This is a genomic window from Lawsonella clevelandensis, from assembly GCF_003241315.1.
Lineage (GTDB): Bacteria > Actinomycetota > Actinomycetes > Mycobacteriales > Mycobacteriaceae > Lawsonella > Lawsonella clevelandensis_A.
Map to the genome: position 1 here is coordinate 153,155 of NZ_QFOZ01000002.1, position 16,526 is coordinate 169,680.

Genomic DNA, 16,526 nt, shown 5'->3' on the forward strand with positions numbered 1-16,526 from the left:
AGTGACTGGTATGACGACGAAAGCTGTGCACTCGCAGACTACTGATAATTCCGCTGCAGTGGTGGGATCACGTTCTCTGCGGGTGAGGCGCGTCATTACTACTCGTGCGGGAGGATTCTCGACGGGCCGTTACCATGGGTTAAATCTTTCCTTGGACGTGGGCGATAATCCCGTCACTGTTGCCCACAATAGGGAGAGGCTTGCCGAAAAACTCCACCTTCCTCTGGAACGCTTTGTTTATATGGAGCAATTACAGAGCCCTCATGTCAGTGTTATCGAGGCAACTGCAGATACTCGTTTTACTGCCCCTATTCCAGCTACAGATGCAGTAGTCACTACTGCTCCAGAGTTAGCTCTTGTAGTACTTACTGCTGATGCCGTTCCAGTTCTATTAGGTGATGATGAAGCTGGCGTTATAGCAGCGTTGCATGGTTCCCTTTTCGGTATTCGTGCTGGACTTATTGCCAATACAGTGGATGCCATGCAACAGCTGGATGCCGATCCGCATCGCATGCATGCTCTTCTTGGCCCCTCTGCAACTGGTAGAAACATGCGAGTATCGGAAGCTGTAGCAGCGGATATGGAAAACAGAGTTCCGCATACACGATCGAAAACGCCACAAGGGCAGCCTTCTGTGGATTTACGTCGTGGTATTGCTTATCAGCTGGTACAAGCAGGTCTGGCCGGTGTCACTATAGATCCTCGCTGTACCATTGAAGATCCCGCATTCTTCAGTACATATAGAGAAGGAAAAACTGGCTGTCAAGCAGGCGTGATCTGGAGGAGTAATGACTGAAAATAGTATTGCAAGTCGTTATCAGGAAACATGTGATCGTATTGCTGCTGCATGCAAGAAAGCTGGCCGTTCCTGCGATGATGTCACACTCATGGTGGTCACTAAATTTCATCCCCTCAGTGATGTTCTTGAATTAGTGCGTCTTGGAGTACGTAACTTTGGGGAGAATCGTGAGCAAGAAGCCCGACAGAAAATACATGATCTTCACCACCGTGATGCTGAAGAGAACATATTAAGTGGTATTCCTGCGGAATGGTCTATGATTGGCCAACTGCAACGCAATAAGTGTAATTCTGTGGCGCGGTGGGCAAGTAGCGTTCATTCAGTTGATTCAGCGCGTCTTGTCACTGGGTTGTCTCGAGGGATGCAGCGAGCTCTCGATGAAGGCGAACGGGTGGAGGAAACACTAGGTGTTTTTCTTCAGGTCAGTTTGGATGGAGATACTGCCCGTGGAGGTGCTAAGGAGGAAGAGATTTTCTCTTTGGCAGACTATGTAGATGATGCAGATCATTTACTTTTGCGCGGTCTTATGGCTGTTCCACCGCTTCACTCAGACGCAGATTGGGCTTTTTCCCAGTTGTATAACCTAAGCCAGAAGCTTCAAGTAGATCATCCTCATGCAGCAGAAATTTCGGCAGGGATGAGTGGCGATATGGAAAAAGCTATTGCGCATGGTTCCACGTGTGTGCGTATTGGGACTGCTATTCTAGGTCCGCGACCAACGCATTCGGTATGGCTTCGCCAACGGAGCAACCTGATTATGCCGAGGACTATGTTGAGTCTGAGGACTTTAGCGACAAATATAATGACAGCTATGGTTATGGTGATTCTTACCAGGATGACTATGACGCTTCTGCCCACCCCGGTAGTACGCCACTACCTCCACTAGATCGTGGTCGTTACGGGGATCGACGTTCTGGGGAAGATCGCTACACATCTCCTCGACGGTCTACCCAGATTACGACGGTAAGTCCTAAAAATTATGCGGAAGCTGAACTTATTGGTCAGCGCTTCCGTGAGGGAAACCCCGTCGTCATGGACCTTTCGAAACTGGATAGTGACCTCGGACAGCGTCTTGTAGATTTCGCTTCGGGTCTCGTTTTTGCCTTAAACGGTACTGTAGAGCGTATCGCGAAGAAAGTTTTTCTTCTTTCTCCAGCTGAGACAACTGTTGATGCTAGTGAGCGGCGTCGCCTAGAGCACAATTATGGTGTGTAAGGTTAAGTACCGTACAGGGAGCTTTTTCAGTAGTTTAGTAGTATTTCACCAGTAGCACAGTGGTGTTTTCATCCATAGGGTGAGAGTAAAAAATCTTGGTAGGGTAGGCCTGTGACAATTTTCGCAACCGTGTTGTATTACCTGTTACGCATTCTGTGGTTGCTTCTTATCGTGTGTATAACGGTGGAGATGATCCATTCTTTCGGTCGTTCGTGGTCTCCTGGATCTCGATTAGCAGCAGTGTTAGAGATTGTTTTCCGTGCTACTGATTGGTGTCTTCTGCCGCTGAGAAAAGTGATGCACCCGGTAAGAATGGGGGGAGTGGGAATTGATTTTTCCCCCATTATCGTGTTCTTCATCGTTAGTATCTTGGTGTCTATTACCTTTACCCTAGGGGCAACACCAGTTACTTTGGGAAGCCTTGTGCCCTAATAAAACTAGGTTTTGATACTTTTAAAATAAGGATATTTCCTACGAGGAATAGGAGTTAAAAGGAAAAGTCCGCTAGGCTTTTCCATGAACTGCGGTTTTTCGTAGAGAATACGGCCGCTATGGCAGTATTATGTATGTAAACTCATGTGACTCGTGAGAGACAAGAGAGGGAGAGTTCCCATGCCTACGCTGACTCCAGCAGATGTTCACAATGTAGCCTTTAGCCGTCCGCCGATTGGTAAGCGTGGTTACAACGAGGAAGAAGTTGATCAGTTCCTCGACCTTATTGAGGACGAGTTAAGCCGTCTGATTGAGGAAAATTCAAATCTGCAGCAGCGCATCGATGAGCTCACTACCGAATTGAGTGAGGCTCAGGATTCTGTAGAGGTTGCGCAGAAGGAAGCAGATTCTGCGCGTAGCGAAGCCCAGAATGCACGTGAGGCAGCTGCAGCTGAGCCTGTCGTTGTCCAGCAGGCTGCACCAGCACCGGTTGCTAACGAGTCGGAAACTAATCTCAAGGCTGCTCATATTTTGGGTATGGCTCAGGATATGGCTGATCGTCTCACTAGCGATGCACGTCGTGAAGCTGACGAAATGGTGTCCTCTGCTCGTTCTGAAGCTGATCGTATGGTAACCGAGGCCAATGACACTGCAGATCGTCGTATGCATGAAACCGAGTCAGCTATTGCAGAGATGGAAGCAGAAGCTGAGCGTAAGCACACCGAGATGATGGCTACTATCAATCAGCAGCGTTCTGTTCTGGAAGGCCGTATTGATCAGTTGCGTACTTTCGAGCGTCAGTACCGTACCCGCTTGCAGGATCTACTCGAAGGACAGCTAGCCGACCTACGCGGTTCTAATATTGGAGATAGCTTCTCCAGCAAGTAGTTTAGTCTTCCCCTCTGAAGAAACTTTGAAGAAAGCGTGAGTCACAGCTTAACAGCAGCAGTGACGTCTACAATCTGGCTCTTGTATGCACTGTTATTGGACTTGCTCTGCTCATAGCTGCTCTTGCCACAGGCATGCTGTCTCTTGCATGGGTGTGTATCGGTGTCTGTGTTCTGGGATTCATCTTTCTCATCATTGATATTGCGAAAAATCATCAGAAAAAAGACAACAAAAAAGAACTCTCTGATGCTGATGCACCTGCCGACAGTATCGATGGCACCGATAACTCTAGTAACTCTAGTGGGTTTAGTACCTCCGGTGATGCAGAAGCCACTGCAGGCACTGTAGGAAACAGTACAAACTCTTAAAACTACGTCACATCACGCTATATCTTTGTTACAGTTTTATTACCGCGGTTTATTATTGTGACAATTGTTGCTGTAACAAGAACAATCGTTACAATAAAAATCTGGCATTGATCCGTTATCAGCGGGGAGCCTTCGGAAGAACAGTTATTGATATAAAAGCTGCATGAAGAACTACTTCTGCACTATTTGGTAACTCAGTAGAACCGGACGGGAGAGCCCGATATAGCTCTAATGAAGCGGATTGCGGATTCTGCAATCAAGCGGGGTGGTACCGCGAAGCACATGCCTCGTCCCCGTGACCAACACATATTGATGTTAGGCACGAGGAGTTTCGCCCATATGAGTACCGATTCTCACAGTACTAAAACCAGTGTTGGTGCCGCCTACCCAAAAAGCGATATGACGAATGGGCGCGGCACTACTAGTCCCTCTTTCCCAGAATTAGAGCAAGAAGTTCTGAAGTACTGGGAAGAACATGAGACGTTTAAAAAATCTGTTGCGCAGCGTGAGGATGCGGAAGAATACGTCTTCTATGATGGTCCTCCGTTTGCTAACGGTCTTCCGCACTACGGTCACTTGTTGACGGGGTACGTCAAGGACATTGTGCCGCGGTTCCGAACGATGATGGGCTACAAAGTTGATCGTCGCTTTGGGTGGGATACACACGGTTTGCCTGCAGAACTAGAAGCAGAAAAACAGTTGGGTATTAAGAACCATACCGAGATCGATGACATGGGTCTGGCAGAGTTTAATGCCTACTGCAAAAAGTCTGTTCTGAAATACACACAGGAGTGGAAAGACTACGTCACGCGGCAGGGACGCTGGGTAGATTTCGACAATGGTTATAAGACTCTTGATATCGGTTATATGGAGTCTGTGCTGTGGGCCTTTAAAACTCTTTATGATAAGGGACTTATCTATAAAGGATTCCGGGTACTGCCGTACTCCTGGGCGGAACACACACCACTATCTAACCAGGAAACTCACCTGGATGATTCCTACAAGATGCGGCAGGATCCTGCGCTAACAGTAGCTATGCCGCTTTGTATCCCCGCAGATCATCCTCTGTCTGGTACACCCTTTGATGGTGCAGCTGCCCTCATCTGGACGACGACGCCGTGGACGCTTCCCTCTAACCTGGCTATCGCCGTGCATCCCAATGAGACTTATGTGGTGGTGGAAGTAGCAGGGGAGAAGGCACCAGCACAGTTTGCGGGAAGCCGAGTTGTTCTTGCGGAAGCACGTCTATCTGCTTATTCTCGTGAGCTCGGTAAAAAGCCAAAGGTTATGGCACGGGTTACCGGTAGCGAATTGGCGGGGCTTTCCTACACTCCGGTTTTCAACTACTTTGCCGATAACGCCAATTCTTTCCAGATTCTGCTTGCTGATTACGTCACAATGGATTCTGGTACTGGTGTTGTCCACCAGGCTCCTGCTTTCGGCGAAGACGATATGAATACGTGCAATAAGTACGATATTCCGCTGGTTATTCCCGTTGATATGGACGGTAAATTCATTTCTGAAGTACCAGAGTATGAGGGGCTTTTAGTCTTTGACGCCAATCCTCGCATCATTAAGGACATTAAGGGATTGGGGCGAGTTTTCCGGCAGGAAACTATTGACCATTCCTATCCGCACTCGTGGCGTTCGGGAGAGCCTCTTATCTATATGGCATTGCCGAGCTGGTTTGTGGCTGTCACGAAATTCCGAGACCGTATGGTGGAGCTCAACCACGATGACATTACGTGGATTCCCAGCCATATTCGCGACGGACAATTCGGGAAGTGGCTCTCTAATGCGCGTGACTGGAATATCAGCCGTAACCGCTACTGGGGTGCTCCTATTCCTGTGTGGGAGTCTGATGATCCGAATTATCCGCGTACGGACGTTTACGGTTCTCTCGATGAACTAGAACGCGATTTTGGTGTGCGTCCCACCAACCTGCATCGCCCCGATATTGACCAGCTGGTACGTCCTAACCCGGATGATCCGACGGGTAAATCAATGATGCGCCGCGTCCCCGAAGTATTGGACTGCTGGTTTGAGTCAGGTTCCATGCCCTATGCGCAAGTACATTATCCGTTTGAGAATAAGGAATGGTTCGAGTCCCACTACCCGGGCGATTTCATTGTTGAATACATTGGGCAAACTCGTGGATGGTTCTATACCCTGCATGTTTTAGCGACGGCACTTTTTGATAAGCCTTCCTACAAAGCGGTTGTCGCGCACGGTATTGTGTTGGGCAATGATGGCCTCAAGATGTCCAAGTCGAAGGGCAACTATCCTAACGTCAACGAGGTTTTCGATCGTGATGGATCCGACGCCATGCGGTGGTTCCTCATGTCTTCCCCAATTCTGCGCGGCGGCAACTTGGTCGTAACAGAGCAGGGCATTCGTGACGGTGTGCGGCAGGCACTTCTACCACTGTGGAATACGTACAGTTTCTTCCAAATGTATGCGTCTGAGGAAGCAACATTCCGCACTGATAGTGCAAATGTTCTTGACCGCTACATTCTCGCCAAGTTGGCGGAAACACGTGATGTTCTCACTGAGCAGATGATGACAACGGACATCGCCAATGCCTGTGAAACGCTTCGTCTTTTCATCGACGCTCTTACGAACTGGTATGTGCGTCGGTCCCGTGCTCGTTTCTGGGAGGGGGAGGAGTCTAGTCAGGATGCTAAAGACGCCTTCGATACTCTCTACACGGTGCTCGAGGTAACGTGCCGATTGGCTGCGCCACTGCTACCGTTCGCGTCGGAGGTTATCTGGCGGGGCCTTACTGGTGGTGAATCAGTACACCTTACGGATTGGCCAGAGTCTGATCTCCTGCCGCATGATGCGGAGCTGGTAGCTGCGATGGACCGTGTGCGGGTAGTGTGCTCTACAATCTCCTCTATTCGTAAAGCGCATAAGCTACGCGTTCGCTTGCCACTACTGTCGGCGACTGTCGCGGCCCCGCACGTGGATGCACTAGCACCTTTCACCGACATCATTGCGGAAGAAATGAATTTGCGGGAGGTAAAACTTACCGATGACGTTGCGTCCTACGGTGAATTCCAACTACAAGTGAACGCTAAGGTTGCGGCGCCACGTCTGCGTGGGGATGTCCAGAAGGCTATTAAAGCCGCTAAGGCTGGCGACTATGAGGTTCATGCAGACGGTACTGCCACAGTAGGCGGTATTGAGTTGAAGGATACAGAGTATACGCAGCGTCTAGTCGCGCAGAATCCCGATTCCACCGCTGCTCTTCCAGACGGTAAGGGACTCGTCATCTTGGATATGACTCTTAATGATGATCTGGAGTCTGAAGGATGGGCCAAGGACCGCATTCGTGAAATACAGGATGCTCGGCGCGCGGCTGGACTGGAAGTCTCCGACCGCATCAGCCTTACCATGGGTGTGCCCGAGAAACTACGTACCTGGGCGGAGCGGCACCGCGATCTTATCTCTGGTGAAGTCCTGGCAGTTGACCTTACTATTACTACTCCAGAACAGGGTGGAGAGCTCGATCTGGGTGATGGTGTAACAGGCAGTCTTCATAAAGTTGCACAGTAGAAACAGTAGAGGCAGTAGAGAATAATCGAAGGCTCCTCCCCATAGCTCACAGAATGAGGTGAGTGGGGGAGGAGCCTTTTATCTACCGTTTGTAGATAGTAATAGTCGTAGGGCTAGCCCATCAGGCTATTAACCCATGAAGGAGACGTTTTCGCCATTCTTTGCAAGAGTTTGGCGGATAACAATAGCGGATACCAGCATAGAAATACCCAGCAGAATGGCCATGACTCCCAGCGCCCACGCAATACCGATGAGTGAGGTGAAGGGAGAAATGATAAGTAATAAGCCAATAATTACTTGTGCAACACCACTGGTAATAACTGGCCAGCCAACACCTGCTACTGCAGTGACGCTGCCGGCACCAATATTGCCAATACCAGAAACAAGAGCAACAATACCGAAGATCAAGGCGAGAACAACACTGAAGGTGTCCGGGTTAATTGCTGCCGCAATGCCGACGATAATGCCCACTACTGAGAAAAAGACCCCCAGACCCCAGAGTGGGGAAATTTCTTTTGTTGAGACGGACAATGCACCAAGTGCAAGAGAACCAACAATAATTCCCACAGCGCAGATAATAGTGACAACCTTGACGGTACTATCGGGCCACGCCACTGCAACAATTCCAATCAGGAGGGCAAAAACACCTACTATTAGCCATGTACGCCACAAATCGCGGGCTGCCTTTTCCATGAATTCCATTTCTTCTCCAAGCTATGGTGGTCGGTGCGGCACAAAAGTACCTAACTCTCTGCTTCCAGCATATCGGTCAGTATTCCTGCTGTCCTCGAATATCCTTCGCCACTTCTTCTTTCTCTTTATGGGCAGAGTGTGACATACACTGGCACTGTGGACAGCAGTGCATACCATCTTTCTTCTAAGGATCTGGCGTGTCGCCAGAATAGATGGGTATTGCACTGTGACATGGATGCCTTCTTTAGCTCTGTTGAGCAGCTCACCCGCCCTACCTTGCAGGGGCGTCCTGTCCTAGTAGGGGGACGTTCAGGTCGTGGGGTAGTAGCGGGGGCATCGTATGAAGCACGTGCATTGGGATGTCATTCGGCTATGCCTATGCATCAGGCAGCCCGGCTTATTGAACCACGTGGTGTTGTTGTACCAACTCGTGGAGTGGTGTACCGCACTGTCAGCCGCCGTATATTCCGGCTACTACGAACGTATGTCCCGGTTATAGAACAGCTTTCCGTCGATGAAGCATTCCTCGAACCCGCAGAATTACATGGGTGCACGGGGGCTGACGTTCTTGAGTATTGTGAAATGCTGCGCAGCGTTGTGCGAGAAGAGATTGGGTTATCTCTTTCTTTTGGGGCGGGAAGTGGGAAGCAATACGCCAAAATTGGGTCAGGAATGGCGAAACCGGATGGTGTGCAGATTATTCCAGCATCCCTTATGAATAAAATTCTGCGTCCGCTGTCAGTACGAAAATTGTGGGGAGTGGGCCCCGTCAGCGAAAAAAAGCTGCAGAAAGAAAACATTCTTACCATTGGTGATCTAGCAGATCTCTCAGAGAAGGACGCGAAAGCATTACTAGGGTCTGCAGTGGGCCGACAATTACAAGGGCTAGCACGTGGCTTTGATAATCGCCCAGTATGCGAGCGGGCCATCGCTAAACAAATCAGTTCCGAGTCTACTTATCGGACAGATATTACTGATAAGGCCGGCATTATAGCGGCTATTGACGATAATGGTGACGATGCCCACCGGCGTCTTCTCCACGATGGGCGTGCCGCCAGAACCGTTACGGTTAAACAAAAACTGTCAGATATGACCATCATCTCACGGTCCGCAACATTGCCCTATGCCACTACCGATATACGGACTTTACTGGCCCTCGCACACCGGCTTGCCCTTGATCCTGCCACGGTGGGAGCATGTCGTCTTGTGGGAGTTGGGTTTTCTGGGCTTACTACTGTTCAGCAGGAATCTCTTTTCCCTGGACTGGACTGGGAAGTCAATATTGAGGAAGAACGCGACAATAGTGACGCTCAAACAGTAACTATCCCCGGTACAACGGGACAGGGAGTATATGGCTCTGAGCGTGCCTTATTACACATGCCGGACTGCCCACGCTGGCAATCCGGCATGGACGTTATGCATCCTACGTATGGGTTTGGCTGGATACAGGGGGCGGGCCAGGGGAAAGTATCCGTCCGATTTGAAACGCGTACTAGTGGCCCGGGGCGAGTGATGACGTTTACAGAGGAAACTGCCGACCTTACTCCGGCAGATCCACTACTCTGCCTCGACTGGCCAGAAGAAGAATTACACCGACTACATGCAGATTAATTATGCACTGGTTCTATGCGGGTTCTAGGCATGTTTTATGCGTGGAGAATGTTCTTAATTTGCGCAGTGGAGTAGCCCGCTTGGAGTAGTGCAAGCAAAAGTATGCGGCACTGTGGAGCCCGTAAATTTTTGATTAAGGGGATACCTGCTGCGGCCAAATCCGCACCACCGCCAGTGCAGCCGTACAGTGCTGATACTGGCCCTAACGGTACCCGGGAGGTCACCACGAAAATAATCTCAGGATACGTTGTGCGTAACTCATGAAGAACGGTAGCAGTGGCAGCGGGAAGATTACCGCTGCCCAACGCTTCAATAATGATGGCGCGTACAGGAACAGCACCGGATGGTTCACACGCAAGACGTAAGAGGGACCCATCATCCCCGAAATCGACTGTCACAATACGCACAAGGGGAGTATTGACGGAAAGACGAGGGATCGGATGTATAGGCATGTCAACGAGCAACTCAGTTAACCCAGTGCTTGTCGCGTTTGCCGGGCAGACGGAGGCAAATGCGGTGCGCTGGTCTGTCGCTAGTTTTAACGCTCCCCACGCAGGAAGGATAGCGCCGCCAAATACTATTTTTACAGTTGACTCTGCCTGTGGATTAGTGACGTAACTCAGTGCATCAGCAAGATTCTGAGGGCCATCTGGAGTGCTGCTATCTGCGGCAAAAGTAGCCCCAGTTATGGCGAGTGGACAATGATAGTGCGCCAGTGGACATACAAGCTGTAGCCAGAGCGCTGTCGATTCTAGTGTGTCGGTGCCATGTACCACCACGATACCCGTTGCACCAGCGTCTAAAGCTGTAAGGACCGCATCGGTCAAACGGTCAATATCTGTGGGGAGAAGCTGGGAGGAGTCTTTGTGATAGACGTTATTCACGTGAATAGTGGCGTTTTTCTGTACAACGAAGGGATGGTCGGAGGGCAGCGTTCGTAACAAATCCTCGCCGCTAAGAGATGGCGAGAGACCATTATTCGTGTGTTCGTGAGAAGTAGTAGAAGCAGTACTGGAGATCGTTCCACCAGTAGCTAGCACAACAATATTCGCGGTAGTCACCCTTTAAGAGTGTGGGTTTTGGGAGTAAAGGTCAATAGCGACGTGCCGGCAAGTGACAACACTCCATGCGGAGAGATGACTTAAAAACGAGTAGTGTGACTGTAGAACACTAGTTGACCTTCTAGGAGCCCTATGACTGCACGACGCATCGGTGCGACCCTTATCGCTGTTACAGCGGTAATGGCGTTAACTGCATGTACTACCTCAGTACCACCTGAAGTAGAGGCAAGCCGTAGTGCTGCTATGAGCTCATTAAAACGGCCGGCGATCCCCGAGCCTACCTTGCAGCAGCTACAAGCACTGTTGGACCGTGCTCTTGATCCGAAAGTACCAACAAAAGACAAACTTGACACTGTTGAAGATGGTGAAAAATCACCAGAGCTTTTCGAGAAAATTACGCAGGCCAAGCAAGAGTCCAACGCCACTATTAAACTTTCTGGACAGATTATCCCCACTGACCCCACTACTCGCACTGTGCATGTTGAGATGTCTATTCCCGGCCAGCCTCCCCAGGGCAGTGAAGTGAAGTTTATCTACGACAAGAAGAAGTGGAAAATCTCTAAGTCGTACATGTGCAACACCATTTCTTTGCTCATGCCAGATAGCGTGCCGGCAGTGTGCAACACGTAATATCATTCCGTCACCCCGCCAATAGCCTCAATAATGCCCTGTAAGGAGATCTAGCGAAGAGTGCCCGTACCACAGAAAAAACAGTCGTCATACGATGCGTCCGCTGCTATTGCTGCACGTCGGGCTGCATATAAGCGGCGCACTCTTTTCTTTGCTCTCGCTGGCATTATTCTGGTTATTGATTACCTCACAAAAGCATGGGTAGTAGCGACTATCCCGGTAGGGGAAACACATGCATCCTGGGGAAATATTCGGATTACGCATGTACTGAATTCCGGTGCGGCATTTGGATTAGGGGAAAAGTTCACAGTTTTCATCACTATTTTCAGCATGGTGATTATCTCTGCTGTTGCTTCTGCGCTGTGGCGTACCACAAGTAATGCGTGGGCTACTGGGCTGGCATTAATACTAGGTGGGGCTTTTGGGAATCTCTATGATCGGCTTTTCCGTCCACCTGCAGCATTTTCTGGGCACGTCATTGACTTTATTTCAGTGGGACAATTCCCTGTTTTTAATGTTGCTGACAGTGCCGTCACTATTGGTGTCGTTATTGTTCTTATCTGCTTATTGGTGGGTAAAAAGTTAACAGTGTCCCCGGCTGCAGAGAAAACCGATGCGTCGTCGCAGGTGTCTCACTTATGAGTGATTATCGCGCAATGTCAGTGCCCGACGGCTTAGTTAATCTTCGTGCCGATGTCGCATTGTCCCGTCTTTTGGGTGTATCGCGGAGTGCTGCTGCAAATCTTGCAGAAGAAGGCCATGTGATGCTCGATGGGGTTGCTATTGGCAAGTCATTCAAAATGGTGGAGGGGTTTCTGGAAGTGACATTGCCAGATCCGCCACAGCCTCTTACTGTTGTGGCGGAACCAGTTCCCGGGATGCATGTTGTTTATGCTGATAACGATATTGTGGTCGTGGACAAACCAGCTGGCGTAGCTGCCCATCCTTCTTTGGGGTGGACTGGCCCCACTGTTGTGGGAGGTCTTGCCGCTGCCGGATACCGGGTTACTACTTCTGGACCGCCGGAGCGAAAAGGCATTGTGCACCGTCTTGATGCGGGTACCTCAGGTCTTATGGTGGTGGCTACGTCAGAACACGCCTATAGCGTGCTGAAGCAGGCTTTTAGAGACCGGACTGTGGAAAAAACCTATCATGCCATCGTGCAGGGGTACCCGGATCCGTTGTCAGGAACAATTGATGCTCCTATTGGCCGACACACCGGTAATGATTGGCGTTTTTGTGTACGCCCAGATGGGAAACCCTCCATCACTCACTATGACACCGTGGAAGTTTTCCGGCGGGCAACACTTCTTGACGTGCATCTAGAAACGGGGCGTACCCACCAAATACGTGTTCACTTTTCAGCTCTTCATCATCCTTGTGTGGGGGACCCTACCTATGGTGCAGACCCCACATTGTCTGCACGGTTAGGCCTTGAGCGACAATGGCTGCATGCTAAAAAGCTAGGTTTTGTCCATCCTGCAGATGGCCGATGGGTGGAATTTGAGAGTGATTATCCAGCTGATTTAGCGCGCGCCCTGTCCATTCTTCGAGAAGAAAGCTAAAAGCGTTAGCTCGTCCACCCGGGTACTGGCGATGTTGGACACGTCTACTAAACTAGTCACGTACTGACAGAGTAATAGCATTCTTACAACGGTAGTTGCCAGTAAATATGTAGTTAGCTGTTAAATCCTAGATAGAGAGAGGGGATGGCAGTGGGCAAGTCATCATTTGTCCATCTCCATAACCATACTGAGTTTTCCATGCTGGACGGTATGGCAAAGATCGATAAGCTCATGGAAGAGTGCAATCGTCTAGGTATGCCAGCAGTGGGAATGACCGACCACGGCAATATGTATGGGGCATCCGATTTTTATAAAGCAGCAATCGCTGCAGGTGTAAAACCCATTATCGGTGTGGAAGCATATATTGCCCCCGGATCCCGTTTTGATAAGACCCGCCAGCGTTGGGGTGATCCGTCGCAACGCGGCGATGATGTTTCCGGTTCAGGCGCCTATACCCACATGACATTGTGGTCAGAAAATGAAGAGGGATTGCATAATCTCTTCCGCCTGTCCTCCCTTGCATCCTATGAAGGACAATTGGGTAAATGGCCTCGTATGGATGCTGACCTTATCTCTCAATATTCAAAAGGTGTCATTGCTTCTTCTGGTTGCCCCTCCGGCGAAATTCAGACTCGTTTACGCCTTGGCCAGATAAAGGAAGCCTACGAGTCCGCGGAGAAGTGGCAGAGTATTTTCGGCAAAGAAAATTTCTTGCTGGAGCTTATGGACCATGGCATTGATATTGAACGGCGAGTCCGTGAAGATCTTCTCAAATTGGGAAAAGATCTTGGCATGCGTCCCGTCATTACCAATGACTGTCACTACGTCACACAAGATCAGGCGAAGGCACACGAAGCTATGTTATGTGTGCAGACGGGAAAAACGCTCTCTGATCCCTCACGCTTTAAATTTGATGGTGACGGCTATTACCTTATTCCACCAGAAGAAATTCGTGCTCGCTGGGATAAGGAAGTTCCAGGGGCATGTGATACCACACTATGGATAGCTGAGCGCGTTGGCGACTATTCCAACGTGTGGAAATATCATGACCGGATGCCCAACTTCGATACTCCACCGGGCTACGATGCAGAAGCCTGGCTTCGTCATGAAGTGAAGGAAGGCCTTGAATGGCGTTTCCCTGATGGAGTGCCGCAAAACTATATTGAACGTGCCAATTACGAGATTGACGTTATTATCCAGAAGGGGTACCCAACCTACTTCCTGGTGGTGGCCGACCTGGTCAGCCATGCACGTGAAGTCGGCATTAAAGTTGGTCCGGGGCGTGGCTCCGCCGCAGGCGCTCTTATTGCCTACGCCTTGGGTATTACTAATATCGACCCGGTCAAGCACGGTCTTCTGTTCGAGCGCTTCCTTAACCCAGAACGTCCTTCCGCTCCTGATATCGATATGGACTTCGATGATCGTCGTCGCGGGGAAATGATCCGCTACGCATCTGAGCGATGGGGTGCAGATAAAGTAGCACAGGTTATTACCTTCGGCACTATTAAAACTAAGGCTGCTATTAAAGACTCGGCACGTGTCCAATTCGGGCAGCCTGGGTATGCGATCGCAGATCGTATGACGAAGGCACTGCCGCCAGCGCAAGGTGCGAAGGATATTCCACTTTCCGGCATTATGGATCCTAACCATCCCCGGTATGGTGAGGCTTCCGAGATTCGCGCCCTCATCGAAACCGACCCGGACGTACAGCGTATTTATGAAACAGCCCGTGGTCTGGAAGGTATGGTTCGCCAGGCGGGTGTACACGCGTGTGCTGTCATTATGTCCAGTGAGCCACTGTTGGACTGTATCCCTATGTGGAAGCGTACCCAAGACGGTGCTCTTATTACCGGATGGGACTATCCTTCGTGTGAGGCTATTGGCCTGTTGAAGATGGACTTCCTAGGGCTACGAAACCTCACTGTTATTGGCGATGCGCTGGAAAACATTAAGCGCAATCGCGATGGGGAAATACTTGATCTTGATCGTCTTCAGCTAACGGATGAAAAATCGTATGAGTTACTCCGCCACGGGGATACGCTGGGCGTTTTCCAGCTTGATAGTGGCGGTATGCGTGAGTTGCTGAAAAAGATGGAGCCAACAGGCTTCAACGATATTGTTGCCTCGCTGGCACTGTACCGACCAGGGCCGATGGGGGTGGGTGCACACTGGGCGTATGCGGATCGTAAGAATGGGCGTGCCCCGGTAGAGCCCATTCATCCCGAGCTTGATGAGCCGCTGAAAGATATTCTCGCGGAAACATACGGCCTTATTGTTTACCAAGAGCAGATTATGCAAATTGCTCAGAAGGTAGCGGGCTATTCTCTTGGCCAAGCAGATTTGCTCCGTCGTGCCATGGGTAAAAAGAAGCCGGAAGTATTGGCGAAAGAGTTCGACAACTTCCAGGCCGGTATGCGCGAGCGTAACTATTCTGACGAGGCTATCAAAGTTTTGTGGGAGACGATTCTGCCCTTCGCCGGATACGCGTTCAACAAGTCGCACGCGGCAGGATATGGACTGGTCAGCTACTGGACTGCCTATTTGAAGGCAAATTACCCGGCTGAATATATGGCAGCACTGCTCACTTCTGTGGGTGATGATAAAGATAAGACAGCACTGTATTTGTCGGATTGTCGCCGTATGGGTATTCAAGTCCTACAACCGGATGTGAACGAATCTATTTGGAACTTTGCACCAGTGGGACAAGATATTCGTTTCGGTTTGGGCGCTGTACGTAATGTTGGTGAACAGGCCGTGGATGAGATTGTTGATGCGCGTACTGTACAGGGCGCATTTACAAACTTCACTGACTATCTCAACAAGATAGGGCAGACAGCTTGTACGAAGAAGGTTACGGAATCTCTTATTAAGGCAGGAGCTTTCGACTCTCTGGGACATTCTCGAAAAGGACTTTTCGAGGTGCATTCAGATGCTATTGATGCCGTTATGGGGACGAAGAAAGCCGCTGCAGCTGGACAGTTCGACCTTTTTGCAGGCTTCGGAGCAGAAGAAGATAACTCTGTGAGTAACGCTTTTGAAGTGCAGGTGCCGGATGATGAATGGGATAAAAAACAACGTCTTACTTTAGAACGAGAAATGTTGGGACTCTATGTTTCTGGACATCCACTGGATGGTTTGGAAACAGCGTTACAAGAACGTACAGATACGTCCATTACCACTATTCTGGAGGGCGAACTTCCCAACGGTAAAACGGTCGTCATCGGTGGCATCATCGCGGCAGTTGATCGACGCGTCAACAAGAAGGGTGAGCCGTGGGCCATTGTTCGCATCGAGGATCTGCAAGGTGGAGTGGAGGTGCTCTTCTTCCCGCGTCTTTACCAAAAGATCGGTATGCACATTATCGAAGATGCAGTTGTTATTGTCCGAGCGCATGTCAATATCCGCGATGACCGCATGAGTATCTTTGGTGACGATCTTACTGTGCCTGATTTTAGCCAGGATGGTATTGCACCAGTCTTTAATTTACGGCTTAAGACACAAATGTGTACGCCCGAGAGGCTAGCTAAGCTACGTGATATTCTGCAACGGCATGCAGGACCATCGCCTGTTGTAGTAACACTGGAAGCAGAGGGAAGAGTGGAACGACTTGCTTTGTCGGAGGCTCTCCGAGTGAGACAAAGCAGTGAGTTGATCTCTGATCTAAAAGCTAGTTTCAACAGTCACTGTGTGTAGTGGGCTAGTATAA

The 16,526-nt window shown here is 50.0% G+C and carries 14 protein-coding genes; 12 read left to right on the forward strand and 2 right to left on the reverse strand.

The genetic code is table 11. The annotated features are described in order from the left end of the window. Window positions 1-10: 10 nt before the first annotated feature. The 7 genes from DI579_RS03060 to ileS all read left to right on the forward strand — a co-directional run bounded on the left by DI579_RS03060 (window position 11) and on the right by ileS (window position 7,260). Entirely contained in the window at window positions 11-796 is a 786-nt protein-coding gene (locus DI579_RS03060) for a polyphenol oxidase family protein (protein ID WP_303678672.1), read from the forward strand. Next, the gene (locus DI579_RS03065) at window positions 789-1,685 is read left to right on the forward strand and encodes a YggS family pyridoxal phosphate-dependent enzyme (protein WP_303678673.1); all 897 of its coding nucleotides are present in this window, start codon (window positions 789-791) and stop codon (window positions 1,683-1,685) included. The genes DI579_RS03060 and DI579_RS03065 overlap by 8 nt, the downstream gene beginning before the upstream one ends. Window positions 1,686-1,753: 68 nt before the next feature. Continuing rightward, on the forward strand, window positions 1,754-2,014 hold the full coding sequence (locus tag DI579_RS03070) for a cell division protein SepF (RefSeq protein ID WP_303678687.1): 261 nt from the start codon (window positions 1,754-1,756) through the stop codon (window positions 2,012-2,014). A 111-nt stretch (window positions 2,015-2,125) separates the two neighbouring features. Then, window positions 2,126-2,446 carry a YggT family protein gene (locus DI579_RS03075; protein ID WP_290598417.1) on the forward strand — a complete coding sequence of 107 codons (321 nt, stop codon included), beginning with the start codon at window positions 2,126-2,128 and terminating at the stop codon, window positions 2,444-2,446. A 180-nt stretch (window positions 2,447-2,626) separates the two neighbouring features. After that, a complete protein-coding gene (locus DI579_RS03080) occupies window positions 2,627-3,334 on the forward strand; it encodes a DivIVA domain-containing protein (RefSeq protein WP_290598418.1) in 708 nt (235 codons plus the stop codon). A gap of 134 nt (window positions 3,335-3,468) precedes the next feature. After that, the gene (locus tag DI579_RS03085; RefSeq protein ID WP_303678674.1) at window positions 3,469-3,702 is read left to right on the forward strand and encodes a hypothetical protein; all 234 of its coding nucleotides are present in this window, start codon (window positions 3,469-3,471) and stop codon (window positions 3,700-3,702) included. 339 nt (window positions 3,703-4,041) lie between these two features. Then, the gene (gene ileS / locus DI579_RS03090; protein WP_303678675.1) at window positions 4,042-7,260 is read left to right on the forward strand and encodes an isoleucine--tRNA ligase; all 3,219 of its coding nucleotides are present in this window, start codon (window positions 4,042-4,044) and stop codon (window positions 7,258-7,260) included. Window positions 7,261-7,389: 129 nt separating this feature from the next. Here ileS and DI579_RS03095 read toward each other — a convergent pair whose 3' ends face one another. Continuing rightward, window positions 7,390-7,962, reverse strand: a complete 573-nt coding sequence (locus DI579_RS03095) for an HdeD family acid-resistance protein (RefSeq protein ID WP_290598421.1) — start codon at window positions 7,960-7,962, stop codon at window positions 7,390-7,392. Window positions 7,963-8,109: 147 nt separating this feature from the next. Here DI579_RS03095 and DI579_RS03100 point away from each other — a divergent pair, with 147 nt between their 5' ends. Next, complete coding sequence (locus DI579_RS03100; RefSeq protein WP_303678676.1) at window positions 8,110-9,564, forward strand: DNA polymerase IV; 1,455 nt, start codon at window positions 8,110-8,112, stop codon at window positions 9,562-9,564. Window positions 9,565-9,599: 35 nt separating this feature from the next. Here DI579_RS03100 and DI579_RS03105 read toward each other — a convergent pair whose 3' ends face one another. Continuing rightward, complete coding sequence (locus DI579_RS03105) at window positions 9,600-10,625, reverse strand: asparaginase domain-containing protein (protein WP_290598422.1); 1,026 nt, start codon at window positions 10,623-10,625, stop codon at window positions 9,600-9,602. A 132-nt stretch (window positions 10,626-10,757) separates the two neighbouring features. On the opposite strand from DI579_RS03105, the gene DI579_RS03110 reads away from it, so the two are divergent. From DI579_RS03110 to dnaE, 4 genes are all read left to right on the forward strand, one after another. Continuing rightward, complete coding sequence (locus DI579_RS03110; RefSeq protein ID WP_290598423.1) at window positions 10,758-11,255, forward strand: hypothetical protein; 498 nt, start codon at window positions 10,758-10,760, stop codon at window positions 11,253-11,255. Window positions 11,256-11,315: 60 nt separating this feature from the next. Further along, complete coding sequence (gene lspA, locus DI579_RS03115; RefSeq protein ID WP_303678677.1) at window positions 11,316-11,897, forward strand: signal peptidase II; 582 nt, start codon at window positions 11,316-11,318, stop codon at window positions 11,895-11,897. Continuing rightward, window positions 11,894-12,820, forward strand: a complete 927-nt coding sequence (locus DI579_RS03120; protein ID WP_303678678.1) for an RluA family pseudouridine synthase — start codon at window positions 11,894-11,896, stop codon at window positions 12,818-12,820. The genes lspA and DI579_RS03120 overlap by 4 nt, the downstream gene beginning before the upstream one ends. A 144-nt stretch (window positions 12,821-12,964) precedes the next feature. Further along, window positions 12,965-16,513: a DNA polymerase III subunit alpha gene (dnaE, locus tag DI579_RS03125; protein ID WP_290598426.1), complete on the forward strand. Its 3,549-nt coding sequence runs from the start codon at window positions 12,965-12,967 to the stop codon at window positions 16,511-16,513. The last annotated feature ends 13 nt before the right edge of the window (window positions 16,514-16,526 follow it).